This is a genomic window from Pseudocolwellia antarctica (genome assembly GCF_049933045.1).
In the GTDB taxonomy this organism is placed as follows: domain Bacteria; phylum Pseudomonadota; class Gammaproteobacteria; order Enterobacterales; family Alteromonadaceae; genus Pseudocolwellia.
The window spans coordinates 1,192,285-1,208,389 of the sequence record NZ_CP187926.1 but is presented as its reverse complement, the minus strand read 5'-3'; the positions used below and the strand labels follow the sequence as shown (position 1 = coordinate 1,208,389).

15 protein-coding genes and 4 tRNA genes are annotated in these 16,105 nt (G+C 36.9%); 11 read left to right on the top strand and 8 right to left on the bottom strand.

Features of this window, described 5'->3' with window-relative positions:
- Positions 1 to 108 precede the first annotated feature (108 nt).
- The gene (locus tag ACPUVN_RS05300; RefSeq protein WP_426357670.1) at positions 109 to 948 is read left to right on the top strand and encodes a 23S rRNA (adenine(2030)-N(6))-methyltransferase RlmJ; all 840 of its coding nucleotides are present in this window, start codon (positions 109 to 111) and stop codon (positions 946 to 948) included.
- Between the two features lie 257 nt (positions 949 to 1,205).
- On the opposite strand, the gene ACPUVN_RS05295 is transcribed toward ACPUVN_RS05300, so the two are convergent.
- Entirely contained in the window at positions 1,206 to 2,537 is a 1,332-nt protein-coding gene (locus ACPUVN_RS05295) for a DEAD/DEAH box helicase (protein WP_426357671.1), read from the bottom strand.
- Between the two features lie 266 nt (positions 2,538 to 2,803).
- On the opposite strand from ACPUVN_RS05295, the gene ACPUVN_RS05290 reads away from it, so the two are divergent.
- The 3 genes from ACPUVN_RS05290 (at position 2,804) to ACPUVN_RS05280 (ending at position 6,677) form a co-directional block, all read left to right on the top strand.
- On the top strand, positions 2,804 to 3,739 hold the full coding sequence (locus ACPUVN_RS05290) for a MipA/OmpV family protein (protein ID WP_426357672.1): 936 nt from the start codon (positions 2,804 to 2,806) through the stop codon (positions 3,737 to 3,739).
- A gap of 207 nt (positions 3,740 to 3,946) precedes the next feature.
- Positions 3,947 to 5,374, top strand: a complete 1,428-nt coding sequence (locus tag ACPUVN_RS05285) for an amidohydrolase (protein ID WP_426357673.1) — start codon at positions 3,947 to 3,949, stop codon at positions 5,372 to 5,374.
- Position 5,375: 1 nt separating this feature from the next.
- Entirely contained in the window at positions 5,376 to 6,677 is a 1,302-nt protein-coding gene (locus tag ACPUVN_RS05280) for an amidohydrolase family protein (RefSeq protein WP_426357674.1), read from the top strand.
- Between the two features lie 262 nt (positions 6,678 to 6,939).
- Here the strand turns inward: ACPUVN_RS05280 and gltX are convergent, their stop codons facing one another.
- Entirely contained in the window at positions 6,940 to 8,358 is a 1,419-nt protein-coding gene (gltX, locus tag ACPUVN_RS05275; protein ID WP_426357675.1) for a glutamate--tRNA ligase, read from the bottom strand.
- Between the two features lie 501 nt (positions 8,359 to 8,859).
- On the opposite strand from gltX, the gene ACPUVN_RS05270 reads away from it, so the two are divergent.
- The 4 genes from ACPUVN_RS05270 (at position 8,860) to ACPUVN_RS05255 (ending at position 9,297) form a co-directional block, all read left to right on the top strand.
- A tRNA-Val gene (locus ACPUVN_RS05270) sits at positions 8,860 to 8,935 on the top strand.
- A gap of 49 nt (positions 8,936 to 8,984) precedes the next feature.
- A tRNA-Val gene (locus ACPUVN_RS05265) sits at positions 8,985 to 9,060 on the top strand.
- Positions 9,061 to 9,104: 44 nt separating this feature from the next.
- Positions 9,105 to 9,180 (top strand) — tRNA-Val (locus ACPUVN_RS05260).
- A gap of 41 nt (positions 9,181 to 9,221) precedes the next feature.
- A tRNA-Val gene (locus tag ACPUVN_RS05255) sits at positions 9,222 to 9,297 on the top strand.
- A 1,007-nt stretch (positions 9,298 to 10,304) separates the two neighbouring features.
- Here ACPUVN_RS05255 and ACPUVN_RS05250 read toward each other — a convergent pair.
- The 5 genes from ACPUVN_RS05250 to ACPUVN_RS05230 form a co-directional block, all read right to left on the bottom strand.
- Positions 10,305 to 11,495: an IS91 family transposase gene (locus ACPUVN_RS05250; protein WP_426370120.1), complete on the bottom strand. Its 1,191-nt coding sequence runs from the start codon at positions 11,493 to 11,495 to the stop codon at positions 10,305 to 10,307.
- A gap of 12 nt (positions 11,496 to 11,507) precedes the next feature.
- Positions 11,508 to 11,903 (bottom strand): tyrosine-type recombinase/integrase, encoded by a 396-nt coding sequence (locus ACPUVN_RS05245; RefSeq protein ID WP_426357676.1) that lies wholly within the window; start codon positions 11,901 to 11,903, stop codon positions 11,508 to 11,510.
- Complete coding sequence (locus ACPUVN_RS05240) at positions 11,866 to 12,402, bottom strand: tyrosine-type recombinase/integrase (RefSeq protein WP_426357677.1); 537 nt, start codon at positions 12,400 to 12,402, stop codon at positions 11,866 to 11,868. Before ACPUVN_RS05240 ends, ACPUVN_RS05245 begins: the two co-directional genes overlap by 38 nt.
- A 464-nt stretch (positions 12,403 to 12,866) precedes the next feature.
- The gene (locus ACPUVN_RS05235; RefSeq protein ID WP_426357678.1) at positions 12,867 to 13,070 is read right to left on the bottom strand and encodes a YwbE family protein; all 204 of its coding nucleotides are present in this window, start codon (positions 13,068 to 13,070) and stop codon (positions 12,867 to 12,869) included.
- A 197-nt stretch (positions 13,071 to 13,267) separates the two neighbouring features.
- Positions 13,268 to 13,480: a helix-turn-helix domain-containing protein gene (locus ACPUVN_RS05230; protein WP_426370119.1), complete on the bottom strand. Its 213-nt coding sequence runs from the start codon at positions 13,478 to 13,480 to the stop codon at positions 13,268 to 13,270.
- A 130-nt stretch (positions 13,481 to 13,610) separates the two neighbouring features.
- Between ACPUVN_RS05230 and ACPUVN_RS05225 the strand changes: the two genes are divergently transcribed.
- Genes ACPUVN_RS05225 through ACPUVN_RS05215 form a run of 3 tightly spaced genes read left to right on the top strand, consistent with a single transcriptional unit; the run spans position 13,611 to position 15,328 of the window.
- Complete coding sequence (locus ACPUVN_RS05225) at positions 13,611 to 13,850, top strand: hypothetical protein (protein WP_426357680.1); 240 nt, start codon at positions 13,611 to 13,613, stop codon at positions 13,848 to 13,850.
- Positions 13,837 to 15,015 (top strand): Arm DNA-binding domain-containing protein, encoded by a 1,179-nt coding sequence (locus ACPUVN_RS05220; protein ID WP_426357681.1) that lies wholly within the window; start codon positions 13,837 to 13,839, stop codon positions 15,013 to 15,015. The genes ACPUVN_RS05225 and ACPUVN_RS05220 overlap by 14 nt, the downstream gene beginning before the upstream one ends.
- Positions 15,008 to 15,328, top strand: coding sequence for an OB-fold nucleic acid binding domain-containing protein (locus ACPUVN_RS05215; RefSeq protein ID WP_426357682.1), 321 nt, complete (start codon positions 15,008 to 15,010; stop codon positions 15,326 to 15,328). The genes ACPUVN_RS05220 and ACPUVN_RS05215 overlap by 8 nt, the downstream gene beginning before the upstream one ends.
- A gap of 257 nt (positions 15,329 to 15,585) precedes the next feature.
- Here the strand turns inward: ACPUVN_RS05215 and tnpA are convergent, their stop codons facing one another.
- Positions 15,586 to 16,044, bottom strand: a complete 459-nt coding sequence (gene tnpA, locus ACPUVN_RS05210; protein WP_426357663.1) for an IS200/IS605 family transposase — start codon at positions 16,042 to 16,044, stop codon at positions 15,586 to 15,588.
- Between the last annotated feature and the right edge of the window lie 61 nt (positions 16,045 to 16,105).

The following is a 16,105-nucleotide window of genomic DNA, read 5'->3' as shown; positions in this document are numbered from 1 at the left end:
TTTATTTACATCTTATTAACATATGTAAGAATTTATTTTACTCAGAAACTTTTTTTTTCAGTATAATATCGTCCTTAAAATTATCTCACTATAAAGAAGGTTTTCACCTTGTTAAGTTACCGACACGCCTTTCATGCAGGAAATTTTGCAGATGTATTAAAACATGCCGTTTTAACTAATGTACTTGAATATATGACAAGAAAAGATAAAGGTTACACCTATATCGACAGTCATTCAGGTGCGGGTATGTATCAGTTAACAGAAGAGTACGCACAAAAAACAGGTGAATATAAACAAGGTATTGCTAAGCTTATTAATAATGATGAGATTCCTGAAGCGTTAGAAGAATATATCGCACTTATTAAGTCTTTTAACAATGCTGAAAAGCTTGAGCTTTATCCTGGCTCTCCTGCCGTAGCAAAAGAATTTTCAAGAAGACAAGATAGCGCTCATTTATTTGAACTTCATTCAACCGACATTAATCACTTAACAGAGTTTTGTGAACGTTGGAGTAAATCTCACGTTAAGCAATCTGACGGCTACCAAGGTATTTTATCTTTATTACCACCACCAAGCAGACGTGGCGTAGTGTTAATTGATCCGCCATACGAGTTAAAAGAAGATTACACCAAAGCTGTTAAAACAATTGTTAGTGCTTACAAGAAGTTTGCTACGGGTACTTATATTTTGTGGTACCCCGTGGTTAAACGAGAGCTTATTGATAAAATGAGAGTTCAATTTATAGCAAGCGATGTGAAAAACGCATTACAAGTAGAGTTTTGCATGCAAAAAGATACAGATGCATACGGAATGACAGGTACAGGGCTTTTTGTTGTAAACCCACCTTGGCAACTTACTCAACAATTAGAAGCCATAATGCCCTACTTGAAAGATAAATTAGGTGATAGTCAGAGTAGTTATAGCTTAGAGCAGATTATTGAAGAATAAGCTAGAGCTGTAAACTTTACAGAAGCTTCGTACATTTTTTTCAGCTTTATAATAAGACATTTATTATTTGCCAGACAACCAATGAGGGTGATTGAATTGAACTTCAGAGATGGTTAAAAGTAATGGCTTTACACAAAAAACTGCCTGTAGTTATATCTAACATCCTTGTAAGACTAACGATTTATTTAGCGCTGTAAGCTTAGGTTTAAAACCTTACAGCGCTAAAAATAAACGTTTAAAGCGATTAATAATGAAAATTAATCTTGCTCGTTTTCATCTCTTTCTTGTAAAACACTTTTCTTACGCATAATAGGTGTATGCCCTGCTTCTTGGCTAATAAATTGCTTTTTAACCATTTTACGAGGTTTAGCTTTTGTTGCTGTTTTTGCTGTATCTGCTGTTTTAGCTTTAACGACAGCTTTTGGCTTTTTAGGTTTTATACCTTTAAATTTACCTTTTAATCCTTCTACTGAATCAAAAGTTACTTTTTGTTGAAGAAAGCCTTCAACGTTTTTCAAGCTTACCCAATCTTTAGGACCAACTAACGAAATTGAATCACCTGTACTGCCCGCTCGACCTGTACGACCAATACGATGTACAAATTCTTCTGTATGCTTTGGCATATCAAAATTTATTACGTGAGACACGTTAACTAAATCTAATCCACGTGAAGCTAAGTCCGTAGTAACCAACACTTTATGTTGCCCTTTACTGAACTTATCCATGATTTGATTACGTTGACCTTGGTTTAACTCGCCACTTAATGCGATAGAGTCATGACCTTGCTCATTAAGCACTTTAGATAAACGTTCAGTATCACTTCTTGTGGCTGTGAATATAATAAGTTGTTGAATTTTTTCTTTATTAAGAAAGTGTTCTAACAAAGATTGTTTATGATCTAGATTGTCACATAAATAGAAGCGCTTACTTATGTCTTCATGTTCTGTATGACCTGCATTAATCGCTATACGCTTTGGTTTTTTCAATAACGCTGAAGCAAAGTCGTTCACTTGTGCGTGATCTAAGGTTGCCGAGAACATGAGTGTTTGACGTTTACGGTGATCTGCAGCGTCGTTAATTAAAGTTAATTCTTTTGAAAAGCCTAGATCTAACATGCGATCAGCTTCATCTAAAATAAGTAACTCTAAACCGTTTAGGTAAAAGTGACCTTGTTTTAAATGATCCGCTAAACGACCAGGTGTAGCTACAATAAAATGAGGGTCTTTTTCTAAGGTTTTAACTTGGTCGTTAAAGTTTTCGCCACCTAAAATCAATACGGCTTTAAATTGAGAAGACGATGTAAACATGCGTAATTGACTAAACACCTGTTTTGCCAGCTCACGTGTTGGCGTTAAAATAACAACACGAGGATCTCTCTTACTCAACGCACGGTTTCTACTTAAACGCTGCATTGCAGGAATAATAAAGGCTAACGTTTTACCCGAACCTGTTTTAGATGAGGCAATTAAGTCATGACCTTTCATTGCAGCAGGTATTGCTTGCTGCTGTATTTCTGTTGGTGCAGTAAAACCTAAATGTTCAACTGTCGACATTAAACCACTATCTAATCCAAAATCACTAAACTGCAAACGAAACTCCAAGGTAAAAATAATAAAAAATAACTCCTTTATTATAACCTTTATATTGAGAAGTGATGACAAGTATTTATGTTTACCGCGTGAAAAATGTCACAAGTGCATTATAAACATGAAAATCAGGCTTTAAATTTCAATCAATATTTTTTAATCAAACACTTAATCAAGTTTATTTGTGATCTTTAGTGCAAATTACACCATAAAGAATCTATTATAATGACACTGTATTTTTAAATAACTAACGACTTAAGAGCTTTTTTATGTATTTACAAGGTTATCGTTCTACCCTAATAGGTTTTTTATTAGTTTGTTCAGCAAGTGTTTATGCAGACAATCAGACAAGTACAAAATCACAAGATGTAGATAAAAATAAAAAAGTATCTGTTGAACGCACTTTAACGGGGTTTGAAGGTGTTGATGAAGCTTTATCTCTTTGGGAGCTTGGTGTTGGTGGTGGTGCTATTGAAGTGGCTAACTACCCTGCATCTTCACAACGAAACTCTATTGTAGCGGCTGCTCCTTATGTTGTTTATCGTGGCGATATGTTTCGAGTAGGTGATGGTAACGGTGTGCGAGCGGTAGTTGTAGATAAAAACAATTTAGAAATAGGTATGTCTTTTGGTGGTGCTTTTGCTGCAGATAGCGAAAATGGCACTGCTAGAGAAGGTATGCCTGAGCTAGACTTTTTACTAGAGATTGGCCCGCAAGCTATTTACAAACTAAAAGATTATAAGTTTAAAAATGGTGGAAATGCGCGCTTGAATGCAAGATTACAACTAAGATCTGCTTTTTCTACCGACTTTTCAACGATAGACAATCGTGGTTATGTCCTTAATCCAGTAATTACTTATCAACAACGTGGTCGTTTATTTGAAGGCACAGCTTTAAGTACTTCAATAGGTATGATATTCGCATCTGAACGCTTTCATGATTATTTTTATGAAGTAGCGGATGCATTTGTTACCGATACAAGATCGGCATACGATGCTAAAGGTGGCTATTTAGGTACTCGTTTAGCACTTAGCGTATCATTTCCGATGACTGATAATATTCGAGGCTTTGTTGGTGCTGGAGCTCAAATACATTCAGGCTCTGCAAATGAAGACAGTCCACTTTATGAAAAAGACATTACTTACAGTGCTTCAATAGGTTTTGTATGGCGTTTATATAAAAGTGACCGTAAAGCGGCTTGGTAATACATATTTAACAAAGTCTAATTTATAATCGTCTTCTAATGAATAAACCAACACCTAAGAGATAAAGTGGTAACTTTACACTATTTTATCTCTTTATTTATACTGTAAACTTGCCGCTTTTTTTTTACTTATATACTGTTATCCCATAAAGTTTCAAATTATTGAAACTTTAAACCATTTATTTTTTAATAGGTATTAGGGAAAACAATGCATACAAGCTTACCTAAATTATTCACTCCATTATTATTAGCTGCCACTATTTCAACATTAGTAGGTTGTGGTTCAGACGAAGATGGAAAAGTCACCATAAACAAAAATCCATATCCAAGCACTTACTCACCACTTCCTTCACAAAGTATCTTATTTACTAATGCTACTGTACTTATTGGTAATGGCGAGCAACTTGAAGACGCTGACGTACTCATTGCTGACGGCAAGATTATTGAAGTGGGAAAAAACATCAATGAAGATGCAGACATTGAAATAGATGCTAAAGGTAAATGGATAACACCAGGAATTATAGATGTGCATTCACATTTAGGTGTTTATCCAAGCCCTTCTGTTGAGTCGCATTCAGATGGAAATGAAATGAGTTCACCTAACACGTCTGAAGTATGGGCTGAACACAGTGTTTGGCCTCAAGACCCTGGTTTTCAAGCAGCAAGAGCCGGTGGTATTACTACACTTCAAATATTACCTGGTTCAGCTAATTTATTTGGCGGACGTGGCGTAACACTAAGAAACATCCCTAGCCATACTATGCAAGGCATGAAGTTTCCTGAAGCTCCATACGGTTTAAAAATGGCTTGTGGTGAAAACCCTAAACGAGTTTATGGTAGTAGAAAAGTTTTACCATCAACGCGTATGGGAAATATGGCAGGCTATCGTATGGCTTGGGCTGAAGCGACAGAATACAAAAGAGCTTGGGACAAGTATGAAGCTGATTTTGAAGATGACGATAATGCTGAAGCACCTAAGAGAGATATTGAATTAGATACGCTTAAAGGCGTGTTAGATGGTGAAATCCTTATTCATAATCACTGTTATAAAGCTGAAGAAATGGCAATGATGATTGATTTAGGTAAAGAATTTAATTATCACGCAGGTACATTCCATCACGCAATTGAAGGTTATAAAATAGCTGATTTACTTGCAGAAAATGGTAACTGTGCGGCTATGTGGCCAGATTGGTGGGGTTTCAAAATGGAAGCCTACGATATGGTTCAAGAAAATGTTGCGATTGTAGATGCCGTAAAAAATTCATGTGCAATTGTTCATTCAGACTCTGACACCACTATTCAACGTTTAAACCAAGAAGCGGCAAAAGTATTGTATCGTGCTAACGACAATGGCTTTAAATTAGAAGAAAAAGATGCGATCCGTTGGATCACATTAAATGCAGCTAAATCTTTAGGGATTGACAGTAAAACAGGTAGCTTAGAAAAAGATAAACGTGCTGACGTTGTTCTTTGGAATCGCAACCCATTTAGTGTTTATGCTCAAGCTGAGCAAGTATTTTTAGATGGCAGTAAAGTGTACGATCGTTTTGATGAAGCATACCAAGCAAAAAGTGACTTCATGTTAGGTCAACCATCATTGTTGGAAAATGCGAATAAAAACAAGGTGGAGAAATAATATGAACTTCCCTAATAAACCGAGTAAAACCAAGTTATTTACATTGTGTGCATTAACGCTATCTATGTCTTTGGCTTCTTCAGTAACGTTCGCGGATAGCTTTGTTATTAAAAACGCAAAAGTTCATACTGCAACGCAAGATGGCGTTCTTAACAATGCTACTATAGTAGTAAAAGATGGTGTGATAACAGCGATTAACCCAAGATCACATAATGTAAGAAACGTGATTGACGCTGAAGGTAAAGATGTTACCCCTGGCTTAATTGGCGTAATGAACTCATTAGGTTTAATTGAGGTAAATGCTGTATCAGGAACAAGAGATGCCAGCGAGAAAAAAGCCGATATCACTTTTGATACCAGCAAAGCCTTTAACCCTAAGTCGACTATTTTACCGTACGCGAGAAAAGGTGGAGTAACTTCTAATATTGTAAGCCCTCTAGGTGGTGAAAGTATGTTTAGAGGCCAATCTTTCGCAGTTAATTTATCAGGCGATTTTGATAGTGTTTTAGCTAGTGACAGAGCTGTAGTAATAGACTTAGGCGCAACCCATGAAGGTTCTAGAGCAACTCATATTCAAACCTTAATCAATACACTGGAAGATGCTCAAGAAAAGCTAGCAGATAAAAAAGCCGCAGCTGAAAAAGCAAACGCTTCTGACAGTGAAGACAAGGCCAAAGATAAAAAAGAAGACAAGTTAAAGCGTGACGAAATCATTGTTAACGAGCTACTTGCTGGTACAAAAACTCTGGTAGCCTTTGCAGAAAGAGCCACAGATTTACTTGTATTAATTGATATCAAGCAACGCTTCAATCTTGATGTCGTTATCGTTGGCGCAAGTGATGCTGTACTGATTCAAAAAGAATTAGTAAAAGCTGATATTCCTGTGTTGATTAATACATACAGTAACTTACCAACAAGCTTCGATACACTGAACTCGTCTTTGGATACTGCTACGGTATTGATTAAAGCAGGTTTAAAAGTGGGTTTATACCTTGATGATGCCCACAAACTTGATCAACTTCGTTATTTAGCAGGTAGTGCTGTTGCTAATGGTGTAGCACCTGAAGATGCTTTGGAAGCAATTACAGCCAACCTAGCTGATATATTTAAGCTTAATACAGGTAAAATAGCCGTAGGTAAAAAAGCTGACATTGTTATGTGGAGTGCAGATCCTTTTGAAATAAGTACAAAAGTAGAAAGGTTATGGATTGAAGGTGAAGAAGCGAGTCTTAAATCACGACAAGATGCATTACGTGACCGTTATATGGCTGAAAGTGAAATGCCTAGAGCTTATATAAAGTAAGTCCAACTAAACACCTTTGAACTTCATCTGAGTTTAGCTACTTCCTCAAGGTAAGTAGCAGTTATATTTAATATAACTAATAAAACCGATTTCATATTTATCTATGAAATCGGTTTTTTTTTATGTCCGATGTATAATACGAAAAAAACACAGGCATAAAAAAAGCTAACTGAATCAGTTAGCTTTTGAAGATTTTACTTTTACTTATGTCGATTGTTTTTACAGAAAAATCAACATCAGTTCACTAGCAAATGTATTCAGATTAGCTTCCGCTATTCGCAATTCTTTCTTCTACAACTTGTAGTGCAAAGTCGATACGTGAAAGTACTTTGTCTTTATCAAGCAAAGCTAAAGTAATATCTAAAGAAGGAGAATTACCACCACCTGTTGCTGCTACACGTAAAGGCATACCCACTTTACCCATACCTACTTCTAATTCAGTTGCCGTATCGTTAATTGCTGCGTGAATTAATTCAGGAGTCCATTCAGTTAAAGCGCCTAATTTAGCTTTAACTAAAATAAGAGGTTCTTTAACTACTGGGCGTAAATGCTTTTTAACAGATGTCGCATCTAACTCAGAAAAATCTTCGTAGAAGTAACGGCTGATTTGCGCCATTTCTTTTAATGTTTTAACACGGTCTGCCTGAATTTTTACAATTTCAGCCAATGCTGGACCATTTTCAGTGTTGATCCCTTGTTCTTTCATGTGCCACTCTAAATGAGAAGCAACATATTCAGGATCCATTGTTTTCATGTAATGTTGATTTACCCAGATAAGTTTATCTGTGTTAAATCCAGATGGAGCGCGGTTACAATCTTTTAAGTCAAATAATTCAATCATCTCTTCACGAGAGAAAATTTCTTTATCGCCATGCGACCAACCTAAACGTACAAGGTAGTTTAATAACGCTTCAGGTAAATAACCATCATCGCGATATTGCATAACACCTACAGCACCATGACGTTTAGACAAACGCTTGCCGTCATCACCTAAAATCATAGGTATATGGGCATATTCAGGTAAAGTAGCACCTAAAGCTTTAAGAATGTTGATTTGCTTAGGTGTATTACTTACATGATCATCACCACGAACAACATGAGTAACTTTCATATCCCAATCATCAACCACAACAGTAAGGTTATACGTTGGAGTTCCATCAGAACGCGCTAGAATTAAGTCATCAAGCTGGTCATTACTAATAGTAATATCGCCTTTAACCATATCTTTAATAACAACATCACCGCCAATTGGGTTTTTAAAGCGAATAACAAAAGGCTTATCTTCTGGGTAATCTGTACGTTCACGCCATAAACCATTGTATTTTTCTATTTCGCCTTTAGCTTTCGCTTCTTCACGCATTACATCAACTTCTTCAGCAGTTGAATAACAACGGTAAGCGTTTCCTGAAGCTAATAACTCTTCAATAACCTCTTTGTATCTATCAAAGCGTTTAGTTTGATAATAAGGACCGTGAGTCCACTCAAGGTTTAACCAGTTCATACCATCCATAATAGCGTCAACAGATTCTTGAGTTGAACGTTCTATATCCGTATCTTCGATACGAAGGATAAAGTCACCGCCATTTTTTTGAGCGTATAACCAGCTATATAAAGCTGTTCTTGCACCACCTACATGTAAATAACCTGTAGGACTTGGAGCGAAGCGAGTTGTTAATGTCATATTTGTCTCACGATATTGGTTAACTAGCCTTTATGATTAAAATTCTAGTTAAAAAGTAGGTCTAAAAATTGCCGACATTTTATCAGGCATAGCAAGGCATTACACCCGCAAAAAGAATATAAATTAATAATTTTGATAAATAGATAAGACTTAATTGCTATTTAACGATCTTGTTTATTACTCTTAATGGCTTATTTAAATTAACCAGGTATTTTAATAGTGTTCAGACGTTATAAATATTCTTCGTTCATATTTATATGTGCAATAAATCACTAATCGATCTGTTTAATTTTATCTAAAACACTTCCTTTAAATTATATAATCAAACATCTATGAAGAAGCTGATTAAAATAAGATAATATTTGAACAATTATTAACATATTTCAATCAGGCTGCTGAAAAATAAATCAATCAAACACTTTTAATGAAAAAATTAAAGAAAATTTGCTTTATTTGATTGACAGTATTCAACTTCTCCCTATAATACGCCCCCACAGAGATGGACGATTAGCTCAGTTGGGAGAGCACCGCCCTTACAAGGCGGGGGTCACTGGTTCAAGCCCAGTATCGTCCACCACTTATCTTTTTAAGTAATTATTAGATAACATCTCTGACGATAATATATCGGACGATTAGCTCAGTTGGGAGAGCACCGCCCTTACAAGGCGGGGGTCACTGGTTCAAGCCCAGTATCGTCCACCACTATTTTTAGAATATTATCGTACGAATATATTTAGATATAAGACGGACGATTAGCTCAGTTGGGAGAGCACCGCCCTTACAAGGCGGGGGTCACTGGTTCAAGCCCAGTATCGTCCACCATCATATCAATACAAAGTAATTCCTAGATTCATATCTAATATGGACGATTAGCTCAGTTGGGAGAGCACCGCCCTTACAAGGCGGGGGTCACTGGTTCAAGCCCAGTATCGTCCACCATCATATTGATTTAATTACAAATTTCAAAGTTATTTTTTATTTTATTTTTACCCTTAAAAAGTAAAGGTCAAATTTTAAGCTGATTTCTTATTAAATAACACCTTCAATTTCAAATAAGTTCCTACAATTTTCTGACATCAAAAAAATATTTTTTTACTAACCTTATTTTTTTCTGTGACAAGAATGTGACAAATTCGTGACAGTTTTGAAAATCAATATTTTTACGATTTTCTGCTTATGACCCTTTCCCTAAATTTGTCACTTTAGATAACATTCAAAATACTTTAAAATTTTGCATGTACAAAAAATAACTGTAGTATTAAATATACTCATAACACTTGTCCTTTATTAATATAATTAATCAATTTCAAAATACTTTCCGTTATGTTCCGTTAGTTTGAACTGCGGTATTTTATTGTTAGGCTGAGGGTTTAATATTCGCTTACAGGTAAAGCTAATGATTCTTCCAGAGTTTGCCTCTGTGGTAGATGAATAAATTATTTGTTCAAGCACTTCATTTATCTGTTTTATTCTTCACTATCAGTGGTTCTTAAAATAAAGAGATAATTCTCGTTCAATGTTTTCTCGGCTGTAGCTGGATTGGGATAAATAAAATGAATTTTTTTCGTCAAAAACGTGAGAAAATCACAAAAAACTTCACAAGTCGCTAGAAAATAAAGACAACTAAGTTAAGGTTTTTAGATATCAGCCAGTACACAAAACCTATCAGCAGCCCATCATCTGACGGCTGATGTCTAAAAGGCTCACAATGAGGAAACCGCGGGAATCGAACTCGGTGCTATGGGGATTGCTTGTTTGTCTTTTGGTCTTGGTGGCTAAGGTTATTTCTTAGTACTAATTTACGTTGCGTTAATGTACTTTTCACTGTGATATTTCCCTCTCATACTCCTTTATTTTAGCCTATATTTAACGAGTTTGAGCAAACTGAACAAAACTAGCCCTTATCAACCATTGCCGATAATTTAACCTTTGCCTATCTGTCATCATTAATTCAGTAATAAAGGCGGTGCTCGCGGTAAATATAAATGAAGCAATACGTCTGTCACAATCATGGCAGCACCACAACACGGACAAACAAAAGTCGGTGTTGGCTCACACGATTCACCAGATAACGTTTTATCTAATGTCACTGTCGGTACTTTAACGTTCAATAATTGCCGTGCTTTATCCAAGTTCTTCTTACGACCTGTATTCGCAGTTAAGCCATAATGACGAATACGGTGAAAGCCACTCGGTAAGACATGCAGTAAAAAATGCCGGATAAACTCATCGTGTGTCAGCGTCATGGTGCGCTGCCTATTTTGTTCCTTTACGCGATAATTCTTCCACTTGAAACTCACAGTTTCCTTATCCATCGCAACCAATCGAGAATTCGCAATCGCAACTCGATGGGTATATCGGGATAGATAAGCCAATACCGCTTGTGGCCCTGCAAAGGGTCGCTTAGCATAAACCACCCATTCAACTTTACGTTGATTATTGAGCCACGCTAAAAAGGGTATTTCCTCCTTAATAGGTAAACAATCACCAAAGAACAGTAATTTATTCTGCTCATACGCTTCATGTAATCCCTCAGGGTATAACCGTCTAAATAAACGTGATAACACACGTACAGGTAAGAAGAATCCCGCTTTACACGACACCCATTTTTCACCATCAAGTGATAATCCACCACCGGGTACAATGCCATGCACATGGGGATGATGTGTCATGGCGCTACCCCACGTATGCAAGACAAACGTCACGCCTAAACGCGTACCTAAGTGCTTGGTATCTGCGCCAATCATTAACAGCGTTTTTGCTGCGGCTTTAAGTAACAAACCATACATCACTGACTTGTTGTAATAAGCCAACTCACTGATAGGTTGTGTCAAGGTGAAGACAACATGATAGTAATCGACAGGTAGTAATTCAGTTTGTCGTGCGGCTAACCAGCGTTTCGCTGCGCTGGCTTGGCACTTCGGGCAATGTCGATTGCGACACGAGTTATAAGCAATTTGAGTATGCTCACACGCTGGACAATGTAAAACATGACCACCAAGCACTTCACTACGACAATGCTCAATACCCGACATCACTTTAAGTTGCGCTAAACTGACATGACCTGCATGTGACTCACGCCAATGTTGACCGTGTGCGTGAAAGACATCAGCCACTTCCAGTGTTGGGCGAGGCATAAGTAGCTCACTTCACGCCCTTTCCCTTCTTTTTTTAGGTGTGGTGGCATCTAATGGACTAATCACTTCTTTGAGTAAATCTGTTGCCACCTGTGTATAACGCGCAGTGGTATTAAGCTGAGCATGACCAAGCAAGACTTGAATAAGTCGAATATCGACTTTAGCTTCGAGTAGATGTGTGGCAAAGCTGTGACGTAACGTGTGCATCGATACATTCTTGTCAATATCAGCGGCATTAGCGGTTTGCTTACATACTCGACTCAGGTGACGCGAGGTCATATGATCGATAGGGTTCAATCCTGGAAATAACCAACCGCCCACAAACATTTGCCCTTGTTGATTGGCAAAGCGCCACCAATCTCTCAGATGCTCAAGCAGTACGGGTGATAAACATCGCGTATCGGTCACGACTGCCTTTGCCTTGTTCAACACGCAGAGTCATGCGTTCACTATCGATATCGCTAACCTTTAATGAGACAACTTCGCTAACGCGAAGCCCTGAGCCATAGGCGACAGCTAATGCCGCTTTGAATTTAGGATGTGTTGTAGATGACATAAAGCGTTTAGCTTCTTCTAAACTCAATACCACCGGCAGCTTACGTGCAACTGTCACAGGACAAACCCGTGCAACCACCTCAGGTTTATCTAGGGTTATCTGGAAGAAGAACTTTACTGCGGTGAGCGTGGCATTGACGGTAAGTCCTGAGACACCGTGATTGACCATAAAAAGTTGAAACTCACGTAACTCTTCTTGGGTGGTTGTTCTCGGTGAGCGCTGTAAATAGTCACAGAGTTTATTAACACCACGGATATACGCTATTTGTGTTTTAGTGGCGAGTTTACGCATCGTCATGTCTTCGTTAAACCGTTTGCGTAGTTGTGCTGAGAAGTATGGGCTGATGTTCATAGGGTATTCTCCAATCTAAGATGAGGCGACATGCCTCAAAACTTAGTGTAGGAAAAAGTGAATGTGTTATAGGAATATGCGGTGCTTGCCAAGGGCACCATTACCGCGGAGCGGTTTAGTTCTAAGTGGCATTAGTGATCATACTAAAGGTTAATCTCAAAGCTCAGGTACAGTTATAAAACGTAACTAATATGTTAAATTTTCTCATCCAGTGACGCGTTTCTCATTATTTGTGATGATCCACATATCAACGATGGATACTCCAACGGTACCAATATTTTTAATATCAACAAACAGTTATTTAGCTCCTAATGCTATAGTTGATCTTAATAACGACTTGGAAATACCATCTGATATTTGTTCGGTATCAAGCTCCATTATTCACATTGCAGTGCAATAACACATCAACTATTGAGCTTGTCCATCACATGTTTTTTCTGACATTCTATTTGCCCATCTTATTTTTAAATTATATCATTCTCGATTTCTTTTACCCGCCCTACTTCACCACTCTGTAGCCTAACTTTAATACCATGAGGATGATTTGCAGATTTAGTCAAAATATCTTTTACTACACCATTCGTAAGTGCTCCAGAGCGTTGATCTCTTTTTAATACGATTGAAACACTTAATCCTATTTTTATATCTGCCCTATTTGTTCCGTTCATTTTAAATTCCGAGTTGTTTTTCTGTATTAACTTTAGACAAACTAGCTTTTATAATAACTATTACCTCATAGTTAACTGCATCTTTATTTACAGTCAGCTACGAAATAAACAGCAGAAGTTATAGATAAGAGAGGTTTATCTCCCTTTAACAAACTTTGTTAACATTTCAGGGGAGTCCTTATTTAAAATAATAAAACTCAATTACTTCTTAACTTCTTAACTTCTAACAATTCAGCAATATCACAATCAAAATAAATGCATAACTTTTCTAGTACCTCAAATTCAACCCTTACAGCAGTCTCTTGATACAAACGAGTAATTGTACCTCGGTTAACACCTATATCTTTAGCTACGTCTGAAATTTTAAGTTTTTTCTCCCCCATCATCCGAGACAAATGGCATTTAATCATCTTCTAAAACCTCTTTTAACCTACAGAAGAACAAAAAGACTTGCAAAAGACACTTTTACAGGTTAAGTTGTTCTGCAGAAGGTCATTAAAACCTTCTACTATTGATTTTTCATTATAGAGGATTATTAGCATGACTCAAACTTTTTTAACCACAGCAGAGCTATCAAAGCTCATTAAGTACGATAGCCGCACAATTCGTGAGCGATTAAAAGATTCGGTACTACTTGAAGGTGTTCACTACATCAGGCCTTTTGGAGGCCGAAAAATATTGTATATCTGGGAAGCTATTCAAAAGGATATAGGTAAAAAATCTACCAACACCTTTGCAATTCCAATGGTAAATGGAGGAGTAGCTCATGGGGCATATTAGAGTTAGAAAAGAAACTGGGAAGTTGTATTTAGATTTTAAGTATAAAAACCTTCGTTGTAGAGAACAAACAACACTAAACGACACTCAAACTAATCATAAAAAGTTAGGGAGTTTGTTAACTCAAATTGAAGCACTGATTTTAGTCAATCAGTTTGACTATGCTAAACAATTTCCCGGTAGCAAAATGTTACCAAAGCTTAAAAAGTCCCAAAAAACTATAGTTCAAGTCGCTAATGGCACTCCAGATTTTGAGATGTTTGCGAATACTTGGTTCGATGAAATGCAGTCAAGTTGGCGTATCAGCTATACAGAAAAAGTACGTAATATACTGGATAACCGTATATTACCTAGGTTTGAAAATGAAGATGTCGGCCAAATCACCAAAGCAGATTTAATGCAATTTCGCGCACAGCTCGCCAAAGTCACGCGCAAAAATGGCAATTCACTATCTGCAGGCCACATCAATAAGCATATGAAAATCTTAAGAATGATTTTGAATGAAGCAGCCGACCGTTATGATTTTACAACACCTTATCGAAACATTAAACCACTTAAGGTCCCAAAAACCGATATTGCCCCATTTACATTAGAAGAAGTCAGTTTGATTCTGTCTACTGTTCGCTCTGATTTTACAAACTACTATCTAATACGCTTTTTCACAGGCCTTAGAACAGGTGAAATAAATGGTCTAAAATGGCAGTATATTGATTTTGACAGACAGCTTATTTTGGTAAGAGAATGCTTGCTAGATGGGCGTACTGAGTATACTAAAAATGATGGAAGTTACCGTGAAATTCAAATGTCACAACCAGTTTTTGATGCACTCAAAAAACAGTTTATTGTGACAGGTGACAATGGCTATGTTTTTACCAATAAAAATAGCCAACCACTTGATAATAACAACGTTGCAAAACGCGTTTGGCATCCCCTACTTCGCCTCTTAGAGTTAAAAACTCGCTCTCCCTACCAAACACGTCATACAGCAGCCACTTTATGGTTAGCTTCCGGTGAGGCACCTGAGTGGATTGCGAAACAAATGGGACATTCATCCACAATGATGTTGTTTCGTGTTTACTCACGTTATGTACCTAATCTCACTCGACAAGATGGTAGCGCGTTCGAATCCCTTCTGAGTGAAAAGTTTTTAGGAGTAGATCATGATTAATTTAAACAAAACAAAGTTAATACAAACTTCAGTAACAGAATCTATACAGCCGTTATTAGCCGACATACCAGTCTTTAAAAGGTTCAAAGGATGTTATCAGCTTATAGAGTGTAATAAGAGAATAGATGCCTATGGAAAAATCTACTGGATAATCAAATTATTTGATTTCAGCTCAACGGTTCAAGTTTATTGTTTTAACATGAATAACTATGTGAAAACGTTACAACCAAACTCCATCGTACACATAGAAGCGACATTAAAACAAGTAAATGGCCATCGCTATGTCCGTTGTGCATTTTTAGAAGCGTATTAGGGATAAATATTACTTTAACAAATCAACGGCTCTTAAAAATTAGAGCCTTTTTATTTTACTTATTTCCTTTATAAAACACATTCTGACGCGGGATGGTGCAGTCTGGTAGTTCGTCTGGCTCATAACCCGAAGTTCAAATCCTGCTCCCGCAACCAATCTTAATTACCTCTATATTTGAAGTAAAAAACCCCGCAGCAAGCTGTCTCGCTTAGGCTCGTCTTTCACTACGTGAAAGCGGGGTATTAATTAACCCTCTATCACCATAGTTGGAATTGATCATCTGTTATTGATTCTCGCTTAAGTTTTTTATAAGAATCATCTCCTTGATTCTTCACATAATCTTTTATTATTGACTCATTTCCATGCTTACCTACGCTGGTAATAAAGTATCCATCTGACCAAAACTCCCCTCCCCATAATTCCTTTTTAACAAATGGGCATTTCTTAAAAATCTCTCTTGCCGTAATACTTTTAACTATTTGCGCTATTTTTTTAGGGCTATACATCGGGACTGATTGAATCAAAAAATGAACATGATTTTTATCTGTTCCTATTTCTATGAACGCAATTTCATACCTTTTAGATATTTCTTCACAAACACCTTTCAGTACCTGATCAACTTCATCAGTAAATATCGCTTTGCGATATTTAGCTGGACAAACAAGATGATACATTAGAACTGAAACATTATGACTTTTATGGAGAAATATACTCATCCTAATACTTTAGCGCTTATCCCAAATCGCAGCAAGCTGCGGGGAATTAAACCCCAAAGAG